Source organism: Pelagibius sp. Alg239-R121, assembly GCF_947331435.1.
Lineage (GTDB): Bacteria > Pseudomonadota > Alphaproteobacteria > Kiloniellales > Kiloniellaceae > Denitrobaculum.
In genome coordinates, this window is sequence record NZ_CAMZOF010000008.1 from 42,906 (window position 1) to 65,286 (window position 22,381).

General features: G+C 56.4%; 19 protein-coding genes. 13 read left to right on the forward strand and 6 right to left on the reverse strand.

Annotated elements, in window-relative coordinates:
* Positions 1-12: 12 nt before the first annotated feature.
* The 10 genes from QMZ18_RS24415 to QMZ18_RS24460 all read left to right on the forward strand — a co-directional run bounded on the left by QMZ18_RS24415 (position 13) and on the right by QMZ18_RS24460 (position 13,372).
* Positions 13-1,251: an acyltransferase gene (locus QMZ18_RS24415; RefSeq protein WP_282608990.1), complete on the forward strand. Its 1,239-nt coding sequence runs from the start codon at positions 13-15 to the stop codon at positions 1,249-1,251.
* Between the two features lie 117 nt (positions 1,252-1,368).
* Entirely contained in the window at positions 1,369-2,772 is a 1,404-nt protein-coding gene (locus QMZ18_RS24420) for a DUF3179 domain-containing protein (RefSeq protein WP_282608991.1), read from the forward strand.
* Between the two features lie 124 nt (positions 2,773-2,896).
* Positions 2,897-3,799 (forward strand): LysR family transcriptional regulator, encoded by a 903-nt coding sequence (locus tag QMZ18_RS24425; RefSeq protein WP_282608992.1) that lies wholly within the window; start codon positions 2,897-2,899, stop codon positions 3,797-3,799.
* Between the two features lie 131 nt (positions 3,800-3,930).
* Complete coding sequence (locus tag QMZ18_RS24430) at positions 3,931-4,947, forward strand: TAXI family TRAP transporter solute-binding subunit (RefSeq protein WP_282608993.1); 1,017 nt, start codon at positions 3,931-3,933, stop codon at positions 4,945-4,947.
* 33 nt (positions 4,948-4,980) lie between these two features.
* The gene (locus tag QMZ18_RS24435; RefSeq protein ID WP_282608994.1) at positions 4,981-6,873 is read left to right on the forward strand and encodes a TRAP transporter fused permease subunit; all 1,893 of its coding nucleotides are present in this window, start codon (positions 4,981-4,983) and stop codon (positions 6,871-6,873) included.
* Positions 6,860-7,366 carry a RidA family protein gene (locus QMZ18_RS24440; RefSeq protein ID WP_282608995.1) on the forward strand — a complete coding sequence of 169 codons (507 nt, stop codon included), beginning with the start codon at positions 6,860-6,862 and terminating at the stop codon, positions 7,364-7,366. Before QMZ18_RS24435 ends, QMZ18_RS24440 begins: the two co-directional genes overlap by 14 nt.
* Positions 7,367-7,636: 270 nt before the next feature.
* A complete protein-coding gene (gene cysD, locus QMZ18_RS24445; RefSeq protein ID WP_282608996.1) occupies positions 7,637-8,431 on the forward strand; it encodes a sulfate adenylyltransferase subunit CysD in 795 nt (264 codons plus the stop codon).
* A gap of 11 nt (positions 8,432-8,442) precedes the next feature.
* The gene (gene cysC / locus QMZ18_RS24450; RefSeq protein ID WP_282608997.1) at positions 8,443-10,365 is read left to right on the forward strand and encodes an adenylyl-sulfate kinase; all 1,923 of its coding nucleotides are present in this window, start codon (positions 8,443-8,445) and stop codon (positions 10,363-10,365) included.
* A 407-nt stretch (positions 10,366-10,772) separates the two neighbouring features.
* On the forward strand, positions 10,773-12,479 hold the full coding sequence (locus QMZ18_RS24455; protein ID WP_282608998.1) for a peptidoglycan DD-metalloendopeptidase family protein: 1,707 nt from the start codon (positions 10,773-10,775) through the stop codon (positions 12,477-12,479).
* Between the two features lie 362 nt (positions 12,480-12,841).
* Positions 12,842-13,372 (forward strand): polymer-forming cytoskeletal protein, encoded by a 531-nt coding sequence (locus QMZ18_RS24460; protein WP_282608999.1) that lies wholly within the window; start codon positions 12,842-12,844, stop codon positions 13,370-13,372.
* Positions 13,373-13,569: 197 nt separating this feature from the next.
* Here the strand turns inward: QMZ18_RS24460 and QMZ18_RS24465 are convergent, their stop codons facing one another.
* Positions 13,570-14,376, reverse strand: a complete 807-nt coding sequence (locus tag QMZ18_RS24465; protein ID WP_282609000.1) for a phytanoyl-CoA dioxygenase family protein — start codon at positions 14,374-14,376, stop codon at positions 13,570-13,572.
* A 97-nt stretch (positions 14,377-14,473) separates the two neighbouring features.
* On the opposite strand from QMZ18_RS24465, the gene QMZ18_RS24470 reads away from it, so the two are divergent.
* Positions 14,474-15,376: a LysR family transcriptional regulator gene (locus QMZ18_RS24470; protein WP_282609001.1), complete on the forward strand. Its 903-nt coding sequence runs from the start codon at positions 14,474-14,476 to the stop codon at positions 15,374-15,376.
* Here the strand turns inward: QMZ18_RS24470 and QMZ18_RS24475 are convergent.
* The 3 genes from QMZ18_RS24475 to QMZ18_RS24485 form a co-directional block, all read right to left on the reverse strand.
* Entirely contained in the window at positions 15,373-16,377 is a 1,005-nt protein-coding gene (locus tag QMZ18_RS24475) for a threonine/serine dehydratase (RefSeq protein ID WP_282609002.1), read from the reverse strand. The genes QMZ18_RS24470 and QMZ18_RS24475 overlap by 4 nt on opposite strands.
* Entirely contained in the window at positions 16,374-17,066 is a 693-nt protein-coding gene (locus tag QMZ18_RS24480) for a haloacid dehalogenase type II (RefSeq protein WP_282609003.1), read from the reverse strand. Before QMZ18_RS24480 ends, QMZ18_RS24475 begins: the two co-directional genes overlap by 4 nt.
* A 235-nt stretch (positions 17,067-17,301) precedes the next feature.
* Positions 17,302-19,302, reverse strand: a complete 2,001-nt coding sequence (locus tag QMZ18_RS24485) for a lytic transglycosylase domain-containing protein (RefSeq protein ID WP_282609004.1) — start codon at positions 19,300-19,302, stop codon at positions 17,302-17,304.
* 269 nt (positions 19,303-19,571) lie between these two features.
* Between QMZ18_RS24485 and dapA the strand changes: the two genes are divergently transcribed.
* Together dapA and smpB are read left to right on the forward strand one after the other, a co-directional pair.
* Positions 19,572-20,447, forward strand: coding sequence for a 4-hydroxy-tetrahydrodipicolinate synthase (gene dapA, locus QMZ18_RS24490; RefSeq protein WP_282609399.1), 876 nt, complete (start codon positions 19,572-19,574; stop codon positions 20,445-20,447).
* 53 nt (positions 20,448-20,500) lie between these two features.
* Positions 20,501-20,968, forward strand: coding sequence for an SsrA-binding protein SmpB (smpB, locus tag QMZ18_RS24495; protein WP_282609005.1), 468 nt, complete (start codon positions 20,501-20,503; stop codon positions 20,966-20,968).
* 59 nt (positions 20,969-21,027) lie between these two features.
* On the opposite strand, the gene QMZ18_RS24500 is transcribed toward smpB, so the two are convergent.
* Positions 21,028-21,699 carry a uracil-DNA glycosylase gene (locus tag QMZ18_RS24500; protein ID WP_282609006.1) on the reverse strand — a complete coding sequence of 224 codons (672 nt, stop codon included), beginning with the start codon at positions 21,697-21,699 and terminating at the stop codon, positions 21,028-21,030.
* Positions 21,700-21,714: 15 nt separating this feature from the next.
* Entirely contained in the window at positions 21,715-22,332 is a 618-nt protein-coding gene (locus QMZ18_RS24505) for an NYN domain-containing protein (protein WP_282609007.1), read from the reverse strand.
* Between the last annotated feature and the right edge of the window lie 49 nt (positions 22,333-22,381).

The window sequence follows — 22,381 nt, forward strand, 5'->3', positions numbered from 1 at the left end:
AGGAGAGGCGGGTTGGCGGGCAAAGCGGAAGCGTCAGGCGCGGCTGCGGCCTATTTCGCCTTTCCTCGATCGACAAGCGCGATCGCAGAGCTCGACGGCTTGCGCGCACTGGCTGTGATGCTGGTTCTGGGCCGGCATGCGGTCTGGCCCCTATTTAGTGGGGATGCACAGCGTCTTGATTTCAGTGGTTTCGATGTCACCGTTCCCTTTTTGAACGGTTGGATCGGGGTTGATCTTTTTTTTGTTCTGAGTGGCTTCCTGATCACTCACCATCTGTTGCGCAGAGGGGCGGAAACACCTCTGGCGCAGTTTCGGCTCTATCTTGGTGCGCGCGCCCTGCGCATAGTGCCGACCTATCTCGCCGTCATGCTTCTTGTCGTTGCGGGCGTCGTCCCGCTCTACCAGATCGCCCCTGAACTTCTGTCGTTCAGGGTCTTTTATCACCTGCTGTTCCTTCAGGATTATCTGCCTGCAAACATCGTCGTCGCCTTCTGGTCGCTCGGCGTCGAAGAAAAATTTTATCTTTTGGCGCCCTTTCTGTTGCTTCTGGCGGTCAGGTCGGGATCAAGCGTGTGGCGCTATGCATTTCTGTGCGGACTGATTTTTCTGCCATTCCTGTTGCGGGTCGTTACGAATCTGCAGCATCCGGAGATAACAGAATACGGTGCCTATTTTCCCGTTTTTCGCAGCCCCTTTCATTTGACTTTTGACGGCTTGGCGGTCGGTGTTTTTTGCGCATTCGTCAGCCATGAGCACTATGGTTTCGGCAGAAAACAGGGCCTGCGCTGGCCGATCCCGTTATTTTGGGCGGCTGCGCTGCTGCTGTTGTTTCAGCTTTTTGGTTGGGAACTGCTTGAAGAGGCTGGCATTTACGAAAAGCTCTTTCAGCCGCTGGTGCTCTCGATCACATTCGGTGGCATGCTTTTGGCCGCAGTTCAGGGTGGGGCACCCCGATTGCTGCTGGGCAATCGCTGCCTGCTCGTCGTCGCACGCATCAGTTATCCGCTCTATCTGATACATATCCCCCTTGTCCCGCTTGCGCTCGCCATGACGGGATATAGAGTCGAGCAGGGATTTGATGGCTTCCTGGGCTTCTTTGCCGGCTTTTGGGCGCTGTCCTTTCTGGCGGCTTTCGCATTGCATTTTTCGGTCGAAAAGCCGTTTTTGCTACTAAAAGACCGCTTGTCGCAAAAGCATCCCTGGCGGATGCGTCCCGACCCGCAACTAACGCCTGAATCCGCAAAGTTCTAGGCTTCGCTATGCCGGCCGCGGCATCTCAACTTGTAACACAAGCCTGTGATACGGCATTTCGATGGTGGAATTCTGTCCTAACTATGCCTCCACAGGTGATAGAGCGGAGGCGGGTCTGTGCCCAGGACGATCGCATCGATTTTTGGAGCATTCTTTCTGTTAACGGCGATAGCCGGTAAGCCTGCTATGGTGCAATCGGCGCCTTTGAGTGATAAGGCGATTGCCGACTACAGCAGAGATGTTTTTTTCGGCACTGCGGATCAACGCACGATCGCCCTCCGGCATCTTGTGGCGCGTGGACAGGCCGATGTTGCACCGGCTCTGGTCATGGCCATGCGCTATTTCGGGGCCGATGCGGAGATAAGTGACGCCTTCAAACGCCTGACAGGGAATGACGCTACGGATTGGTTCGACGGCATGCTTTGGCAGGAAGCCAATCCCGAGATCGCCGCGCATCCAAGCTACCGGGATTTAAAGATCGAGCTGTTTTCGCGTCTCGACCGGGAATTCCTTCGCTTCGTCGGCGGCGAGCGCTCTTTGCCGGAAAACATGGAAATCCGGCTTGAGGAAATCACCTGGGGCGGTGTTGTCGTTGATGGCATTCCTTCACTGGACGACCCGGAACTGATTGATTCCCAGGATGCTGACTACTTGCTGGACGACGATCTGGTCTTCGGCGTTTCGATTAACGGCGATGTCCGGGCCTATCCTTTACGGATCATGGGTTGGCACGAGATGTTCAACGAAGTGATTGGCGGCGTGCCGGTTGCTCTGGCCTATTGTACGCTCTGCGGTGCCGGCATCCTCTTCGAGACCCAAGTGGAAGGGCAGGAGGCGCCCTTTGTCTTTGGTTCGTCCGGTTTCCTCTATCGTTCGAACAAGCTGATGTTCGACCGGCGCACCGACAGTCTTTGGAACCAATTCACGGGCGAACCGGTCAGCGGCCCTCTCGTTGGCAGTGGTATCAAGCTCAAGATTCGGCCTGTTGCCATTACCTCATGGAAGAACTGGAAATCCAAGAACCCGGATACCAAGGTTCTTTCTCTGAACACCGGCCACAATCGCAACTACGATTCCGGTGTTGTCTATAACACCTATTTCACCAGTCCCGATCTGATGTTCCCGGCAGTTGTTGCGCGGGAGAACGAGGTCAAGCGCAAGGAATACGTTTTCGGTATTCGCGACTTCGGCGCTGCCAAGGCCTGGCCGCTTGACGCCTTTCAGGACGTAAGAGTGATCAACGACAGGGTCGGAAACCTCGACGTGGTTCTCATAGGCGATGCTTCGACCCGAACCGTCCGGGCCTACGAGCGCAACGGCTTGTCCTTCATGCAAAGCGAACAGCCGGATTTCCTTACAGGCCCCGGCGGGCAATGGAAAATCGGTGAAAACCGTATCGTTGGCCCCGACGGTACCCGGCTTCCCCGCGTGGCCGGACATGTCGCCTATTGGTTTGCGTGGGACGGTTATCTCGGTGTGAAAAGCGAGCTCTACTCTGACGCGTCGGTTAAAAGTCAATAAAGCCGGCTACTCTTCGCCTTACAATTACGCAAGCGCAAAACGGGCGTAGCCTTAAGTTGGCATCGTCTCTAGCATCGACCTCTATCTTAGACGGTTAGAGTGTGATGACTGGGGCGGCTGCGTTATGAAAATTACTTTGGCTCAGTTGCGGGCTTTCATCGCCGTTTCGCGTGAGCGTTCGTTCACGCGCGCGGCTGAAATGTTGGCGTCGTCACAACCGTCCGTCAGCGCAGCGATCCAACAACTCGAGACCACCTTAGACCTTAAGCTTTTCGACCGGACAACGAAGGAGCTGTACCTCACTGCCGAGAGCAAGGCGTTTCTGCCGGTTATCGAACGATTGATCGCAGACCTCGATACAGCGGTATCGGACCTGCAGGCCATCGCGGAACGGCGCCGTGGGAGTGTGGCAATTGCCGTGCTTCCCTCGGTTGCTGCGAACATCCTGCCGAAAACCATCGCCAGTTTTTCTGCCGCTTATCCCAACATCAGGATTTCTCTACGCGATGACAATACCGCGGGCGTATGGGAACGCGTGCGAAACGGCGAAGTGGATTTCGGCGTCGCGGGATGTCGCCAAGATGCCGAAGGCCTTCAGTTCGAGACCTTGCTCCGCGATCCCTTCGGCGCCGTGATGCGTTCCGATCATCCTTTGGCCAGCGACGCCGGGCCGATGACATGGGATCAACTCGGTGAGTTTCCCTTTATTGCGCTGGGTGCGGATACGGGCATTCGACCGCTCCTCGACAAGGTGCCTGCGGCACCGCCCAATATCGCCGCGCCATCAATCGAGGGCTCAAATATTGCGACTGTGCTGGCGTTGCTCAAGGCAGGTCTCGGCGTCACGGCGTTGCCCGAGCTGGCGATGAGAAGCGACCAGGCTGATCTTGTGTTCCGGACACTCGTCGATCCGCCCCTCTATCGGGAAGTGGGCCTCGTCACCCGCAGCGGTCGCAGTCTATCGCCTGCGGCGGCAAGCCTGGCTGAGCAGATGAGAGAGACGATCAAACCTCAGTGGTTGAAATAGGAACTGTAGATTTATTTATAGTAAAATTCTATAAATAAGATAATTATATTTGAATTATATATTTTCCCCATTGTGTGCTTACCGCCTGCGAAGGATGCTTTTCCTCAAGCAATAAAAGGAGGAAGCATTCAATGGTCAACGATACAAAACGGTGGGTCTTTCTGGCGGCGATCGGTGCTCTGGCACTGTCCTCGGCGGTCATCAATTCCGGCCCGGTTCAAGCACAGGATCCTGAGTTCATTACTATCGGCGGCGGGCCAAGCGGCGGTACTTTTAACGTCGTTGCAACCGGATTGGGCGATATCCTGCGGAAGTCCTTTAGCGAAAGCCTGATCGACGTTCAGCCAGGTGGTTCAGGGCCAAACCTATTGCGGGTGTCGAGCGGTCAGGCGGACCTGGGCATCACCTCGGCGAGCAACGCTTCCGACGCCTGGCATGGCAAGGATCCGGCGACTCCTGAAAAGCCGATCCGCAACGTCCGCGGGCTCATGACCTTTTTCCCAAGCGCAATTCAGATCTGGGTGGCTGCAGATTCCGATATCCACACGATCCAGGATCTGAAGGGCAAGCAGGTTAGCGCGGGTCAACCCGGACAGACCTCGTGGAACGCCTTCATAAATCTGCTCCAGATCCATGACATGACACCGGATGATATCGAAGCGGATGGCGGAACACTGCACAAACTCAGCTGGAAAGAGTCTCAGAACGGGCTGCGTAACGGACAGCTCGACGCGGTGATGTGGGTTGCGCTCTATCCGCACACGACTGTGCTACAGACAGAAGTCGCGCGCCCGATCCGTGTTCTCTCGTTCGACGGTGCGAAGCTCGATGCCTATCTTGCGGCGCACGGGGGAGGCTTTGAGAAAGTCACGCTGCCGGCGGGTCTCTACAAGGGGCAGACTGAGCCGGCCTTGTCCGTTGGCACGAAGACCTACCTCTTTGCATCCGAGAAGATGCCCGACGAGGTCGCCTACAAAGTGACAGCATCGATCTGGTCGAACCTGGATAAGTTTAAGAAGGTACATTCCCTGCTGAACTATATCGACGAAGAGACGTCGGGACGGGGTATGGCCGTTCCTTTGCATCCTGGTGCGTTGAAGTTCTATCAGGAGAAAAAGATCCCTGTCGATCAGCCGACGCTGAACTAATCCCGATCAACCCTGTAACTGGAGGCCGCCGGAATGTATGTCACGTCAGATAGGATCGCAGGTGTTTTGGCGATCGCAATGACGGCGTTCCATCTGATTGCGGCCTCGCCCTTTTTTCTGGTTCCCAACCTGGTGCTTCGGGGATCGCACCTGCTGTTTGCTTTGGTGATCGGATACTTGATCTACAGGGCTGCGACAGGGTCGTTCCAGCGATGGATCGACGCCGCACTTATCGCTCTTTCGGTGTTCTGTGTCGGCTATCTCGTATGGTTCCATAGGGAGATCGTGGTCCGGCCGCCTTGGACCCTTGAAGCGACGTCGCTCGAACTTTTTGTTGCGATCGGAACGATCGTCGCGGTGTTGGAGCTGACGCGCCGCTCACTCGGGATGACAATTACGGGCTTGTGCCTGGTTTTTATCGCTTACGGTTTTGCCGGTCCTTACCTGCGGCACGTCGAGTTCCTGCGGCCGCTCGCTCATCGCGGTGTGGGCATGAACGAATTCGTCGATCAAATGTACTTCAGCTTTGAGGGCATCTTCGGCATCGCGCTGGGCGTCTCGACCGACTTCATATTCTTGTTCGTGGTGTTCGGTGCGGTTCTGCAGGTCATCGGCGGCGGTGATTTCTTTGTCAACATTACCCGTGTGGCGACGGGAGCGACGCGCGGCGGACCGGCCAAGATGGCGGTTATTGCCAGCGCGTTGATGGGGACGATGTCGGGCAGTTCGGTGGCGAACGTTGCGACCACCGGAGCGCTCACGATCCCGATGATGAAGCGCCTGGGATATCCCAAGGCCTTCGCAGGTGCTGTGGAGGCGGTAGCTTCGACCGGTGGACAGATCACGCCGCCGATCATGGGCGCAGCCGCCTTTCTTATGGCCGCCATTCTGGGCATCAGCTATCAGGAGGTCACGCTGGCTGCGGTTATCCCGGCAGTGCTGTTTTTCCTTTCCCTGTTTGTAGCTGTGCACTGGGAGGCATTGAAGCACGACCTTCAGCCGCTGGAAGTAAGCGAACGGGGAGCAACCTTGCGGGAACTTAAGTCAGGCTGGACCTTCCTGTTGCCGCTCGTTGTGATCGTGACCTTCCTCATATTGGGTTATACGCCGAGCCTATGCGCCTTCTACGGTGTGGTCGCGACTTTGGCGACACCTTTCCTGCGGCGCAGCACTTTCGTTTCGCCACAGGTTCTTATTACTGGGCTAAAGTTGGGAGCCAAGGCCGCAGTCGTCGTGGCCGTTGCCTGCGCCTCAGCTGGGATCATCGTCGGCATTGTCCAGATTTCCGGATTGGGCTTTCGCTTCAGCAGTCTGGTCACCTCCTTTGCGGGGGGCGATCTTAACATTGCTCTGGTCCTGGCGATGTTTGCCGCTTTCGTTTTCGGCATGGGAATGCCGACCACGCCTGCTTACATCATTCAGGCAACTTTGGTCGCACCTGCGCTGGTGGACCTGGGTGCCGATCCCCTGGCCGCACATCTCTTCGTTTTCTACTATGCCGTTCTTGGCCAGGTGACACCGCCCGTTGCCGTCGCGGCTTTCGCAGCGGCGCCCATCGCCGGTGTGAGTTCCTCTGCCGTCGGCTGGCGCGCCTTCATGCTGGGCATCCCCGCTTATGTGATTCCGTTCTTGTTCGTCGCCAATCCCGAATTGCTGGGACAGGGCGAGTGGGGGGAAACGATCCTGGTGGTCGCTCGCTCGGCAGTTGCTATCGTCTGTCTCGCCATTGCTTTGACCGGATGGCTGGGCGGAGGGCGGTTGGGATGGTTCGGCCGGACGCTCTTGTTTGCGGCCGCGGCATTTCTTGTCGCGCCTGATTTGCTTGCCAACGTCGCCGCGGTCGCTTCGATCTGCGCCGTATGGTTCACTCAGAGGTACCGGCAGGGACGGTCTTCATTTTGGGGGGCGCGTGATGGAGGACGGTAAACTTTCAGCTTCAAGCGACAATGATCCAGAACTGCTAAGCCTCGGCGAATTGGCAAGATCGCTTCCAAACCCCGAGCCGACCATATTCGCATACGATCCAGTCACAGTGCATGAGCGTACCGCTTATGTTGCCGGACAGATTCCAAAACGAAATGGCGGGCTGGCCTATAGCGGACTGGTCGGGTCGGAGGTTTCCCTGTCCGATGCGAAATGTGCCTCCCGTATATGCGCGGAACAGACGCTTGCGTGGCTCAACCAGTCGGCAGGTGGCCTCGAAAACATCAAGCGGTTGCTGCGCCTAAATTGTTTTGTGGCACATACGGCCGGCTTTATGGAGATTTCCGAAGTCGCTGACGCAGCTTCGCTCTATTTGCAAGACGTGCTTGGAGAAAAGGGGCGGCATTCCCGTTCTGTGATTGGGGCCCGCAGTCTGCCGCGGAACGCGCCGGTTCTGATTGAAGTGACGGCGGCACTGCGACGTTCTACGGAATGATTTTTCGGTTGGAAGCGACGATTTCAAAACTTACAATCAATAATAACAAAATATATATGTGAATAAAATTTATTTTACATTTAGTTTTGACAAATTAATTCAGCGCGCTATTTTGAAGTCACGGCGGATGGTGAGAGCAGGATCCAATTCCAGGATCCCGGTTCTCTCTTTCAAGGACATCACGAGGCACTGAAGCAACAGACTCGATTCCACTGCTGGCGCAAGGCTAGCCCACCCCTGACATCAACAAACCGAATTTGAAGATCTCTCATGAATCGCTTAGACGAACTTGAGGCGCAGTCGATCTATGTCCTGCGCGAGGCCTACAACACGATCGAACCCATGGCGATGCTGTGGTCTTTCGGTAAAGATTCCAACGTCATGATCTGGCTGGCACGCAAGGCCTTCTTCGGTCACGTGCCCTTTCCGGTCCTGCACGTCGATACCGGACGTAAATTTAAGGAGATGTACGCGTTTCGAGACCGCTACGAAGGCGAGTGGGGGCTGGACCTGATCCGTGGGACATGCCCGCCCGTCGAGGAGATGGATCCTGGCTTGCCGCCTGCGGCCCGCTCGGCTGCGCGTAAGACCGCGGGGTTGGCTGAAGCGATCGAACAATACGGCTTCAAGGGTATAGTTGCCGGTATCCGGCGGGACGAGCAGGCGATGCGGGCCAAGGAGCGGGTGTTTAGTCCGCGTGATGAAACCGGCACCTGGGATTTTCGTGCGCAGCCCGCGGAGCTTTGGGACCAGTACAAGACCGATTTCCCACCCGGCACACACATCCGCATTCATCCGTTGCTGCAATGGACTGAACTGGATATCTGGCTCTATACGAAACGGGAGAACATCCCACTTGTGCCGCTGTACTTTGCGCAGGACGGCAAACGCTATCGTTCGCTGGGAGATGAAGACATTACTTCTCCGGTAGAGTCGGATGCTTCCAGCATCGATGAAATCATTTCCGAACTAAAGATGACCACGACCTCGGAACGGTCGGGGCGCGCCATGGACCACGAGCGCGAAGACGCTTTCGAGCGGTTGCGCACACAAGGCTATATGTAGGAGCTGACCGGATGTTCGAGAAATCCAATGAGCGTAGCGAAAAGCCGCTCGTGAAACTGGTTGTGGTCGGCCATGTCGATCACGGTAAATCCACCCTTATCGGCCGCTTGCTCTATGACACTGGGGCTCTCCCACCCGAAAAGGTCGCCGAACTGGAGGCCGTATCGTTGCGCCGGGGCATGGAGACCGAATGGTCCTTTGCGCTGGATGCCTTTCAGGCTGAACGCGACCAGGCCGTCACTATCGATTCGACCCAGGTTTGGTTCAGTTCCTCTCAGCGCGACTACGTGATCATCGATGCGCCGGGTCACCGTGAGTTCCTGAAGAACATGATCAGTGGCGCAGCCGACGCAGACGCCGGCGTTTTGGTCGTCGATGCCGTTGAAGGTGTCAGGGAGCAGACACGGCGTCATGGCTATCTCCTGCATCTGCTGGGAATCCGGCAAGTCGCGATTGCCATCAACAAGATGGATCTGGTGAACTATGACGCCCGACGCTTCAACGAAGTTTCGCTTGAGATCAGGCAATACCTTGCGGAAATCGGTATCGAGCCGAGCATTGTCATTCCTCTATCCGGTCGTGCCGGAGATAACATCGCATCGCAGTCGGAAAATATGCGCTGGTACGACGGGCCTACGGTGGTCGCGGCGCTCGATCAATTGCAGCCGTCGTCACGCCCGGACTCGCAACCACTGCGCTTCTCGGTTCAGGACGTTTACAAATTCGACGCACGGCGGATCATCGCCGGGCGGGTTGAGGCCGGCACATTAAAGCCCGGAGACGAGGTATTGTTTTCGCCTTCAAACCGGACTGCAAAGGTACGCTCGATCGAAAGCTGGAATAGGTCTGACACACCTCTGGAAGCACGTGCAGGACAATCAATCGGCGTTACTCTGGATGAGCAAATCTTCGTCGAGCGGGGATCGCTTGGCAGTCATGTTGAAGATGCACCGATGCTGACCACGGTTTTCAGAGCGACCCTGTTTTGGCTGGCTCAGGAATCTCTGACACTCGGCAAGAACTATAGCCTGAAGCTCGGCACTCAGCAGACTTCTGTGCAGATCCAGTCTATCACGCGGGTTATCGACACGGATAGTCTTGCCGGTCGAGACGCCGAGACGGTTGCGCGCAACGCTGTTGCCGAGGTCGTTGTCCGCTGCCGGAGTGTTGTCGCTCTCGACGAGTATCGTGACATAGCATCCTGCGGCCGCTTCGTTCTGGTGGACGGGTACGAGACCGTGGCAGGGGGCGTGATATCGATGGAGGGTTACCCGGACCAGCGCAGCGCCTTTGCGGTGCGCGCCACCAATATCACGTCAGTCGATCACCGCGTCACGCGGGTTGGCCGCGCGACGCGAAACCAGCACAAAGGAGGGGTCATTTGGTTCACTGGTCTTTCAGGTGCCGGAAAGTCGACCCTTGCGATGCAGGTCGAACAGCAGCTGTTCAATAGGGGCTACCATGTTTATGTGCTCGACGGCGATAACGTGCGCGGTGGACTGAATGCCAATCTTGGTTTCTCTCCGGAAGATCGCACAGAAAACATTCGCCGGGTCGGCGAAGTTGCGTCACTGTTTGCCGACGCCGGCATGATCTGCATCACGGCCTTTATCTCGCCTTACCAGGCCGATCGGGATCGCGTGCGCTCATCCGCGGGAGACTCGTTCAGGGAAATTTACATCCGTGCCGATGTCGATACTTGCGAGCAGCGGGATCCGAAGGGGCTCTACAAAAAAGCCCGGGCGGGCGACATCTCTGAGTTTACCGGAATTTCTGCTCCCTACGAGGCACCGTCGTCACCCGAACTTCTCGTCGATACGGCCAAAAATCCGGTCGATGACTGTGTCGCCCAGATTGTGGGTTACCTTGAATCCGAGTTCGGAATCGGTCCCGCCGAAGTCGTGCCGTCAATTAAACTGGTTGATCAGAGGTAGATTTACACAAGTATTCAGAGCGAACCCTGGATATTACATCTGCGCTGTTTAACGGTAAGGATTGTGGAATATCAATGACCTTTGGTTCAAGTTCGGCGCGCATTAACATCTTTTTATAGGGATGGCTCTTACTCTTAAGCTGTAATTCGGCCTGGTTTGGCCGGAGCTTGCGGTTCAAGAGTAAGGACTTGCCTAGACAATGTGCGCTGGTTATTTTCGTCGCGCTTCAGATTCTGCGGTTACTTGGCCTACCGGTGGTTTTACGAGTCGCCGAGGCTACTTCGCGGCATTGGGGGAAATTCGTCAAGGAACAGTCGGCGCTGTTCCCGGATGTTCACCGGGAGCCAACAGTGGATGGCTGACATCCGCCATGGGTCACAACGCTTTCATAAGAGGGCTGCAGTGACATGACGGATCAGACGGAAAGGGAGAAGGATCGAGTGCCTGCGAAGGGAATGAAGGGCCGCCTGTCGGCTTTTCTCGACCGGGTCTTTGTGCCTCGCGAGATTCATCTGCGCTCGAACGATGAGATCAAGTTCGTTCGGCTTTCTCCGCGCCTGCAAAAATCAGTTGCCGGCAGCGCTTTGGCGTTTGCGGTCTGGATCGGTGCGTCCACCAGCGGCGTGATTTTCATGGGCGGTGTGCTCAATTCGAAGAATCACGACATCGACATCGCGTTGGCTGCAAAAGATGCGGAGATCGAGCGTCAGAAACTCGCTTACTTCGAACTTCTCGCCGAAGTGTCCGAATATCATAATCAGTTTGCCGAGATCACCGAAGGCCTTGAAAAGAATCAAGACCTCCTGCTTTCCCGGTTGGGCCGCGGACAGGTGGCTCCCAACGAGTTGGCGGCCCTTCAGGAAGAACTGAAGAATTCCAGTACTGAGCGCGCCCGCGTAGTGATTGCGCGCGAAGGCCTGCGTGAGAAACTGCAAAAATTTGAAAACGACCTCCTGAAGATCGCCGGACGAAATTCTGCTTTGAAAAGCCAGGTTGCCGAGATCCAGGATACTTTAAAGAATACCGAAGCCGGACGTCAGGAAGTCGTGCAGGCCCGCGAACGCCTGGGCCGCAAACTCCAGGACGTCGAAAGCACGCTGGTATCAACGCTGGACGAAAAGCGTGGACTGGAAGCAGATCTGGCTGAACTTTCACGAAATCTGGAAGAGTCACGCTCGGCGTTCGACAACGCGATGGCAGAATCCAACGCGACGCGGGCGAATCACCTGGCGGCGCAGGCGCTCGTAGAAGCACGGATTGCAGCTTTGAACACGCGCCTGTCTGACAATGGTGACCGTCGCGAGTCCCTGAACGCTGATCTGGCGTCCACCCGCGACATCCTCGCGCAGATGGAAGACAAGGCCCAACGCTTCGCTGAAGAGAACGGCCAGCTAAAATCGCAGATCGTCGAACTTCGTCAGGAAATGGGCGGCGTCAAGGACGCCCAGAGCATCATTGTCCGCCGGCTGACGGAACGCACCAAACTCGGTATCGAGGCGATGGAGCGCACCGTTGCGATGACCGGTCTCGATCTCGACGATCTCTTGTCCGGGGCAGGCGAGCGCATGGACGGACAGGGTGGTCCTTTCGTTCCCGCCGACCGGGAACACGAGTCGGAAAGCGACCGGGACTATGATTCCGCGATGTCGCTGCTGGATCTACGTCTCAATCGCTGGGCGGCCCTGCAGGAAGTGGTTTCGATTCTTCCACTGGCACCTCCGCTCGACCAATACCGGATTACCAGCACCTTCGGCAAACGGCGTGATCCAATCAATGGCCGGACCGCAGTTCACAATGGTCTGGACTTCTCGGCGCGTTCAGGTGTGTCGGTCTATGCAACGGCCCCGGGTAAGGTGGTCTATGCCGGCTGGCGTGGTCGCTTTGGACGATTCATCGAAATCGATCATGGCAATGGCATTCGTACCCGCTATGCGCATCTGCGTAAGATCATGGTGCGCAAAGGCGATATCGTCGCTAATCGTGATAAAATCGCATTGCTGGGAAGCTCTGGCCGCAGCACGGGCCCACACGTGCACTATGAGGTTCTGTTCAATAACAGGGCCGTCGATCCCAGGAAGTTCCTTCAGGCGGGCAAACACGTCTTCAAGAGCTGAACCACCGAAAAGCTGAACGTGGATTTGGATGGCAGCTGGCCTTGAGGGGCCGGCACCGTCTAGCTCTTTAGCGATTCCGGTTCTCCTGGTTTTTCCAATTCGCTCTATATGGGACATAAGACGTCTTCCAGCGTTCGTCTTTGCTTTCCGTTAACCATTCTTATGATAACTTCCGTTAACACATGGTTTTGCGCTGTACGCTGTTTTGCGAGGAGTGGAGTGACCGATCTTAATGGTTAACGCCGCTCGAATTCATGCTAGTATCCCGCCGCTTTCGGCTGGAACAGGCTCGCAGAACTGCCTGCGCCGACGGTACTCGTGCGTTACCTCTCTTCGAACTGATTTATAGGGTTGGCTGAAAGATGTTTTCGAAATCCAACAAATCCAATACGGAAGCCACCAAGTCCGATGATGCCGGCCAGCAGGCAGGTTCGACCCGGGACAGTGGTGTGCCTTCTATAATCTCCGCGGATCTGACGATCGTGGGGAACCTGACCAGCAGTGGCGACCTCCAGGTCGATGGTACTGTTGAGGGTGATATCTCCAGCCGTACTCTGACCATCGGCGAAAAAGCGCAAGTGCGGGGTTCAGTTCTCGCAGACTCCGTTCGCGTTTGTGGCAGCATCAATGGCCAGCTTCAGGCAGCATCAGTGGTGCTCGCCAAGTCTGCCCGCGTGACCGGTGATATTTCCCACAGCACGCTCGCCATAGAGGCAGGTGCCTTCATCGAGGGCAACATCCGGCGTCTGGAAGATAAGGCGGTCGGCTTTTCCGCATCGTCAGCGGCGAAAACCTCTGCTCCGGCCGCCGATCCTACTGTGGCTGCAGCGGCGGCGGCACATATGCAAACATCCGCCAGCGCGCAGACCAACGGAAGCGCGACCAAGCAGTAACAACATCGGCCTCCATCGTTATCGATCGACCTGCGGTTTATCCAGCGGGATCTATGAGCGATAGCGTAAATGACAAAAAAACTGCGGTTCGGGATCATCCTGAGCCGCAGTTTTTTTTTCTGCTTGAGTGCGATTGCTCGAAGCAATCAACCACGAACTCAGTCCAGCAGTTTTCTTTAGCATCTATCCGCTGTGGTTTAGCCCCAGATCACAGGGAACCAGTCTTCCCTCAAGCGCTGGCCGGCGGTCATGTCGTGACCTGGGTAGGGGGGCGAGGTTTTTCCCGGCCGCGCCACATAGTGTGCGTCGTCGCCAACCCAGCGGAGCGAGAGCGCGCGCCGGCGTTGGTCGGTCATGTTCGCGCGGGCACCGTGCACGGTTCTGAAGTCGAACAGGACTGCATCGCCCGGCTCCATCTGCCACTCAAGGGTTTCGAACTTGTACGGGTCTTGGTCCGGGTCGGGGACAGGCAGATAGGCCTCACGATCAGGATAAAAATTGTCATTGTTGAGCCAACGGACCGGCAGGACCATCTTGTCCCAGAGGTTCGAAGCCTTGATCAGACGTAGTGAAGTGTCTTTCACCGGGTCGATCGGAATCCAGAAACTGACGGTTTGTCTGCCGTCAACGAAGTAGTAGGGCGCATCCTGGTGCCACGGTGTCGGCTTTGACGTACCGGGTTCCTTGACCAGAACATGATCGTGAAAAAACTGGGCGGATTTGGAGCGCATAATGCGCGCCGCCGCCTCTGCAGCCGGAGAGTGCTTGACGATATCCTTGAACTCCGGGATGCGGTCCCAATTGCAGTAGTCGTCGAAGAATCGCCCGCTATCGCTGTCTGTGACGTTTTCCGCCGCGTAGGGACCCGGCGCACGCATATTGTGCTCTATGCCTGCAGCGATCTTATCGACCCACTCCGCAAAAAGTCCGGGGATATGCACCGCGCCATCACGGGCATAGGCGGTAATTTGGGGTTCTCCGATGAGTTTTTTCGCGATGGACATTGTGTCTGCACTTTCAGGTTTAGTTCCGCATGACTCTGCCATCTTTGTAGTGATAAAATGAAATAATGAATTCCTATAAACTAAATATATTTTGATAATGAATGTCACTTTACAGCAGTTGAGATACGTCGTGGCTGCTGCGGAACATGGTAACCTGACGCAAGCGGCCTCCGCCTTGTCCGCTTCGCAACCTTCCCTCTCTGTTGCCATCCGTCAGATCGAAGAACAATCGGCACTGCCCTTATTTGTACGCAGGCGTGGCAGTGGTGTGAAACTGACCGCTTTCGGACTTGAGTTTGTTCAACGGGCAAAGGTCGTTCTCGACGAAGCCGCAAATCTGAGCGAGATGGCGGAGACGGGGGTAACGACGAGCGGTCGCATCGTCATTGGCTGTTTTGCCGATTTGGCGCCGATGTTTGCGCCGGCAATTTTCGACCTCTGCGAGGAGGCTCAGCCAGGTATCGAGGTCGAATTCCGCGAGGGCGGATTCGACGAGCTGTCGGCCTGGCTTTCAGAGGCCATGATCGATTTGGCGGTTACCTATGACGTGGCTCTGTCGGCGGAGGTCGAGCGGACGGACCTTGCGCGCCTGCGGCCCTATGCAATGCTCCCACGCGGGCATCGTCTTGCCGGCAACGGAGTTGTATCGCTGAGGGACCTCGCGCAAGAACGGTTGATCTCGACGACGCAGGCGCACAGTTGGCCCTACATACTTGAACTCTTTCGCGTACAGAAGTTGACGCCGGAAGTAAGAATGCAGACGGCCTCTCTGGAAACACAGCGGAGTCTGATTGCCCATGGCTATGGGGTCGGAATCGCCTATACGCGACCGAAAAACGATAGCTGCTACGATGGAACCCGCCTGTCGATTTGCGAACTTGCAGAAGAGACGTCCGGCGCGCGAGTCATAGCTGCGCGACTAAAGAATGTCGCCAAGACCCGGACGAGCCAACGCATAGTTGAGCGAATGGCTACGCGCCTGAGCAGAGATGTAAGTTAGCCGCCTAGAACAGAGCAGAAGAGGGCAGGGTCGACGTTTCCTCCCGAAAGCGTCATAGCGGTCACCTTGTTCGCAGTGTTGATTTTTCGGTTCAGCACTGCGGCGAGGGTTACTGCACCGCCTGGCTCGACCACCAGCTTCAGGGTGTTGAAGGCGAAGCGCATGGCCTCCCTGACCTCGTCGTCCGTTACTGAAAGCGCGCCAGCCAGGAGTTCTCGGTTGACTGCAAACGTGATTTCACCAGGCGTGGGCGTCAGGATCGCGTCGCAGATAGAACGATGATTGCCATCGTTGCTGACCCGCTGGCCGGCATCCAGTGATCTTGCCGTGTCGTCAAAGTTTGCTGGTTCCACGGCATAGATCTTCGTGGAGGGGCTCTTTTCCGCCAGCGCCAGGGCTATGCCGGCGGTCAAACCACCGCCGCCGCAGCAGACTAGCATTTGATCCAGGGGCGCTCCGGCTTCGTCCGCCTGCTGAGAAATTTCGAGCCCGCAGGTGCCTTGACCGGCGATTGTATGGGGATGGTCGTAGGGCGGCGCGAAGATCATACCGCTGCTGGCGGAGATCGCTTCGACGATTTCTTCGCGGGATTCGGTATGGCGGTCGAAAAATACGACTTCGGCACCGTAGGATCTTGTGTTGTCGATCTTAATCTGCGGCGCATCCTTCGGCATCACGATCGTTGCCTTTAGCCCGAGGATTGCGGCCGCAGAGGCGACGCCCTGGGCGTGATTGCCCGATGAGCACGTCACGACGCCGGCGGCCTTATGGCGCTCGGGAATTTGGCTGAGCAGATTGAATGCGCCGCGAAACTTGAAGGAGCCTGTGCGTTGAAGTGTTTCGGCCTTGATCAGAACCCGGCCGCCGCAAATCTCGTTTAGCTGAAGGTTTTCCAGCAATGGTGTGCGGATGGCCCGGCCAGACAGGCGCCCGGCCGCCGCGTGAACATCGGCAAAGCTCGGCGGCACTGTCAGATCAACGGATTCGGCTACCACTGTCATTGCCCAAGGCCAATCAGATCGGAAAGATCGGTCAAAGTGTTGATAACAGCCTTCGGACGCCCCGGAAGAACTTCCTGAATTTTACTGAAGCGGTTGAGCCAGGCGACGTTGAAACCGAAATGGGCGGCCCCTGCGGCGTCCCAGGCGTTAGTGGATACGAAACAGATTTTATCGGGTGCGACGGACAGGCGGTCGACCGCAAGCTGATAAACCCGGTTGTCTGGTTTGTAGATGCCAACGTCCTCGATGGAGAGGTTTTCATCCAATAGATTGTCGATACCGGCCGAGGTGACTGCGGCTTCCAGCATTCTTGGCGTGCCGTTGGAAAGAATGCCGGTCTTGAGGCCTGCATCCTTCAGCTTTTGCAGCGTGGGACGCACATCGTCATAAGCTTCAAGTGTCAGGTAAAGATCCATCAGGTTCGCGTGGAGTTCTTTATCCTCAACGCCGTGGGCTTCCAAGGCGTAGTCGAGGCCGTCTGAAGTTACCTGCCAAAAATCCGCGTGCGCGCCCATAAGGCTGCGAAGCCAAGTGTATTCCAGTTGTTTCTGGCGCCAGGTGTTGGAGACTGCGTCGGCTTTTTCGCCAAGCCGCTCGCCACCGCGTGCGACCGCAGAGTGGACATTAAAAAGAGTTCCGTAAGCATCGAAAACGCATGCTTCAACCGAGGAAAAGTCTGGGTGACTCATCTGTATTCCTTCTTATCCACACCCTTTGAGGGCCTGACTTAGAGCACAAGAGGCTGGTTCACTTTCCGCGTTGAACGACAGTGAGACTGTTACGCTTCAACGAATCGAGCGCAATGCTATCGGAAAGAGAACGCACCTGAAAGACAGAGAGCCTTAAAGAATTAGTGATCTGGTTGGTCCAGGAATGAGAGTTGAGTTGTGCTCGTCGAGAACGATTTAAGATGCAAAGCTGTCTCTAGTAGCAGCAGGGTTTTACCGCTTTATGGCCCCAGGAAGCGAAGGGATTGGAGGTAGGCAGCGGCATGGTGGCCGGTGTCGTTCGGCCGTTCGCGAGCATAAGACGGTAAATGGACAGACTCTCCAGAATACGCTGGACGTAATTTCGAGTCTCATTAAAGGGGATCTGTTCGATCCAGTCGATCGGATCCACGCCCGGATCCCGGGGATCGCCGAACTGACGCACCCAGCTGCTGGCCCGGTGTGGCCCCGCATTGTACGCGGCCAGTCCCAGAATGTAGGAGCCGTCAAAACGTTTCACGACCTGTGCCAAATACGCTTGTCCGAGGATCAGATTGTATGCCGGATCGCTGGTCAAGCGTTCCTTGTCATATTTTTTCTTTTGAGATCTGGCAACCTCTTTGGCCGTTGCCGGCATGAGCTGCATCAAGCCCCTTGCACCCGCTCGACTCACCGCTTTTTCGTCGAAGGCGCTTTCCTGTCGTACCAAAGCCAGGGTGAGGGCGGTTTCCGGTTCGGCCTCTCCTACCTCGATGGAGGGATAGAGATACTCAAGCAGGGTGATGCCGGTGCGCTGCGCGGTTTTGGCAACCCTTAAGGCAATGCCAGAACGCTTTTGAACCCGTGCCAGTTTAGCAGTCAGACTGAAGTCCGCAGAAGTTTTGGCATCGAGGCGCAGCCGGCTGAGAAAGGTATCCTGATAGCGTGTCTGTTTGACGAGACCGAGCAGCGTAACGGCCTGAACCAGGTCCATGTTGTGGAATGCCTTACGCTCAATTTCGCTGGGCGGACCATGCGGATTAATCGGCAGTCCCGTCTGCCGCCCAAGCCGATGGGCAGCGAGCTGTCCATAGAAGGTTGTTCGGTAGCCGGCAGCGATCTTGTGCCAGCGCTTGCTCCAGTCGTCATTGCCCATGACCCGGGCGGCTTCACCTGCCCAATAGGCGCCACGCGCCTTGCTGATCGGGGATTTGACACCATAAAACAGGCGGGCGAAGTGTTCGTATCCGCGGCGCGGTTGTTTCAGAAAGCGCAGGGAAATCCATCCGGCCAACCATTCACCGTCGGCGAATCCGATGCCGCTTTCCATGCCGTGCTCGCTGCTAATCCTATAGGCCCGCTCTACCTTGCCTTGTCTTAACGCCTTACGCGCGACCGTGTGGCGCATCGACCACCAAAGGTGCGGATACGGCGTCTTGTCCCCGGCTTGTTCGAGTAGATCAGCGACGTCGTTGCGGCGCTTACTGCGCCAGCGCCAGCGCGCCCGTTCGTACAGCAAGCCCGGATCGTCCTGTAGATGCGCCGGGACACGCCTGACAGCAGCGTCGACTCCCGCGCGCTTCCGACCCAGGGTTATTCGGGCTTCTGCAAGTTTGCGCTGGTCTTTTGCAACCAGTCGAACCTGACGCTCGGCCGCCGAGTACTTCCGATCCCACAGCAGACGGTCTAGCCGGGCCAGCTCCATTTCCGGAGTGATAAGCGATTTGTAGCGCCGGTGAAAAGCCTTTGCCTCATCCCGGCTAAAGTCCAGTTCAACCCAGCTTTTAGCCACGAATTCAGCCAGCGTCTCTTCGCGTCCGGCCCGTTTCAGGGCTGCGGCATATGCGACGGCACCTTTACCCTTCAAGGCAGGCTGGGCGTCAAACCAGGACAAAATCTCGGAATCGGGAGTTCGATTCGAAACTGCGGCTTCGGCTTTGCGCCTGAGCGTCGAATGTCCGGGCCAGTGCGCGTGACTGACTGCAAACTCAGTGTAGGTCTTGAAGGATGCACTGGTTCCACCCTTTTGCAGACAGACCCAGGTGGTTAGATCTGAAGCGACCTGATTGCTGATGGCACCAGTATTGGCACAGGCCTTGGCAATGCGCCCGGCGTCAATGTCCTTAAAGAATTTCTCTAAAAGCGAGTGATCAGCAGGATCAAGTACCACATCCTGCGCGTTGGCAGGCTGTATCCCAAAACATAGTGCTAAAAAAAAGAACGCCGAGAGTCCACGCATGACTTATCCATTTGGGGGGCTACGGCCATCTTTCAACATCCCGCTTTTCGCGGAGCCGATCGATGATTCTTGCCGCCAGCTTATCAGCCTTGTTTTACATTCCAAAGTGACCGAATGAGGGTTTTGATGAAACTATTGTGTAGAGCCGATCAGATAACGCTTTTTGATGCCCTTGCCGGGGTTCCGGTGAGAGAGTATCTTCGCGCGTCGCAAGTATGCATTTGTGACGCTTTATATTTGATTACTGGGGAAAAGTTATGGCCGGCCCAATGTTTAAGGGCTCACTCCCGGCGCTGATCACACCGTTCACGAATGGTTCGGTAGATGAAAAGGCGTTCCAGGACTTCGTTCAGTGGCAGATTGACCAGGGAAGCCACGGCGTCGTGCCTTGTGGAACGACCGGCGAGTCGCCGACCTTATCGCATGACGAAGACATGCGGGTAACCAAACTCTGTGTGGAGGTCGCCGACGGCAAAGTACCGGTTATCGCCGGCACAGGGTCCAATTCGACCGAAGAAGCCATTAGCCTGACCCAGGGCGCCAAAGCTTCCGGTGCCGATGCCGCATTGGTTGTGACTCCTTATTACAACAAACCGAGTCAGGAAGGCCTGTACCAGCACTTCAAGGCGGTTCACGACGCGGTCGAGATCCCAATCGTCATTTACAATATTCCCGGCCGAAGTATCGTGGATATGACGGTTGAAACCATGGCCCGGCTTGCCGAACTACCCAATATTGTCGGCGTCAAGGATGCGACGGCCGATCTGGCACGCCCGGCCCAGACACGCCTCGCGATCGGCGAGGATTTCGCTCAGCTTTCAGGCGAAGACGCGACGGCTGTTCCGTTCCTGTCACAGGGCGGGCATGGCTGCATCTCGGTGACCGCCAACGTGGCGCCAGCACTCTGCGCAGATGTGCAGAATGCGTGGCAGCAGCGCGATTTCGACCGGGTGGATCAAATCAACCAACGCTTGATGCCGCTGCATGAGGCCATGTTCATGGAGCCTAGTCCGGGACCTGCCAAGTATGCCTTGAGTCTTCTTGGGCATTGCGAAGATCGTTTGCGGCTGCCGCTCGTCTCGATCTCCCAGAGCTGTCAGACTGCGGTTCGAAACGCCATGGTCCACGCCGGACTGTTGAACTGACGGAGTAGGTGTACAGGGGTTCCGCACTCTCCGCGCCCTGATCGAGATCAGATATGACAGTCAGTGAAAACAACCTCGTTGCGCAGAATCGGCGCGCGCGACACGACTACTTTATTGAAGATGTCGTCGAAGGCGGTCTTGTTCTGACCGGCAGCGAAGTGAAGTCGTTGCGTCAGGGCCGTGCGTCGATCCTTGAGTCCTATGCGGCGGAGGAAAAGGGCGAGATGTTCCTGGTCAATGCCCATATTCCGACCTACGACGCAGCCAATCGCTTTAATCACGAACCCAAACGGCCGCGGAAGATCCTTTTGAAGCGGAAGGAAATGGCCAAAATGATCGGGATGGTGCATCGCGAGGGCTACACCGTTGTGCCGGTGAGCCTCTATTTTAATAAGCGCGGTATCGCAAAGGTCGGCCTGGGCCTTGCCAAAGGAAAGAAGCAGGCCGACAAGCGTGACACCGAGAGGAAGCGGGATTGGCAGCGGGATAAAGCCCGTCTGCTGCGGAACAAAACCCTCTAAATAAACGATCGGCAGACTGCGTTGCGTTTTTTCACTGAAACAGTGAAAACGGACAGGCATTAACCCCCAGCATCGATCCGGCTGCGCACGGTCTTGAACACGGCTTCGAACATTTCTTCGGTCAGGCGTCCGGTGTTGGTGTTGTAGCGTGAGCAGTGGTAGCTATCCACAAGCAGCAGGCCATTCGGCAGTTCGTGTACCGCCTGATGAGCGAATTTGCAGTGGCTTTTCCGCAATCCAAGCGCCGACAAAGCCGCGCCATGGGCAATACCGCCGAGCGCAACCAGCACCTTAAGGTTGGGCAGCGTCGTCAGTTCAGAAGTCAGGAATGTCAGGCATTCCTTAATTTCCTGGGTTGCCGGCTTGTTTTCGGGGGGCACGCAGCGAACGGCATTGGTGATCCGGCAATCTTGCAGATCCAAACCGTCATCCGGGCGCTTGTCGTAATTGCCGCTGGCAAAGCCATACTTTTTTAGGGTCGCATAGAGCAGGTCGCCGGCATAGTCACCTGTAAAGGGGCGGCCGGTTTGGTTCGCGCCCTTGAGACCGGGCGCGAGTCCTACAATCAGTAGACGCGCGTCCAGCGGGCCGAATGACCTGACTGGCGCATTATGGAAACTCGGAAACTTTTCCTGATTGGCCTGCCGAAATGCGCTCAGGCGCGGGCAAATCGGACAGTCGGACGCTGGGCTGTCGGGGACGGCGCACGCGTCTGGAGCGGCAACGGACATCTCTGAATTCCGGCGTTAGGCGGATTCCGCTTCATAGACATCGTCGTAATCCTCGAATTCCTCGTCTTCGCTGACTGGTTCGCTGGGCCGGCGATTCTCGCCACCGCTCTGGCGCTCGATCTTCGGCTGGAGGTCGTAAAGATCGAGAAAGGTATCGGCCTGTCTGCGCAGTTCATCCGCCACCATGGAAGGTTGCGAGCGGACGGTCGAGACAACAGTCACGCGGACACCTTTGCGCTGAACCGCTTCGACCAGGCGCCGAAAGTCTCCGTCGCCGGAAAAAAGGACGATGTGGTCCAGATGATCGGCCATTTCCAGAACGTCGATCGCCAATTCGATGTCCATGTTGCCTTTGATCTTACGGCGGCCGGTTGCGTCAGTGAACTCCTTGGTCGGTTTGGTGACCATGGTGTAACCGTTGTAATCGAGCCAATCGACCAATGGACGGATGGGCGAGTATTCCTGATCTTCAATCAAAGCCGTGTAGTAGAAGGCTCTGATCATATTGCACTGGCTCGCAAATAGTCCTTGCAAGCGTTTGTAATCAATATCAAAACCTAGCGCTCGGGCGGTCGCGTATAAGTTCGAACCGTCGATAAATAACGCCACCTTCTCCTGTGGGTAGAAGTTCATGATAATTCCTCACGCGGGTTTAAAAACGCAAAATTGTTTGTATGTAAAT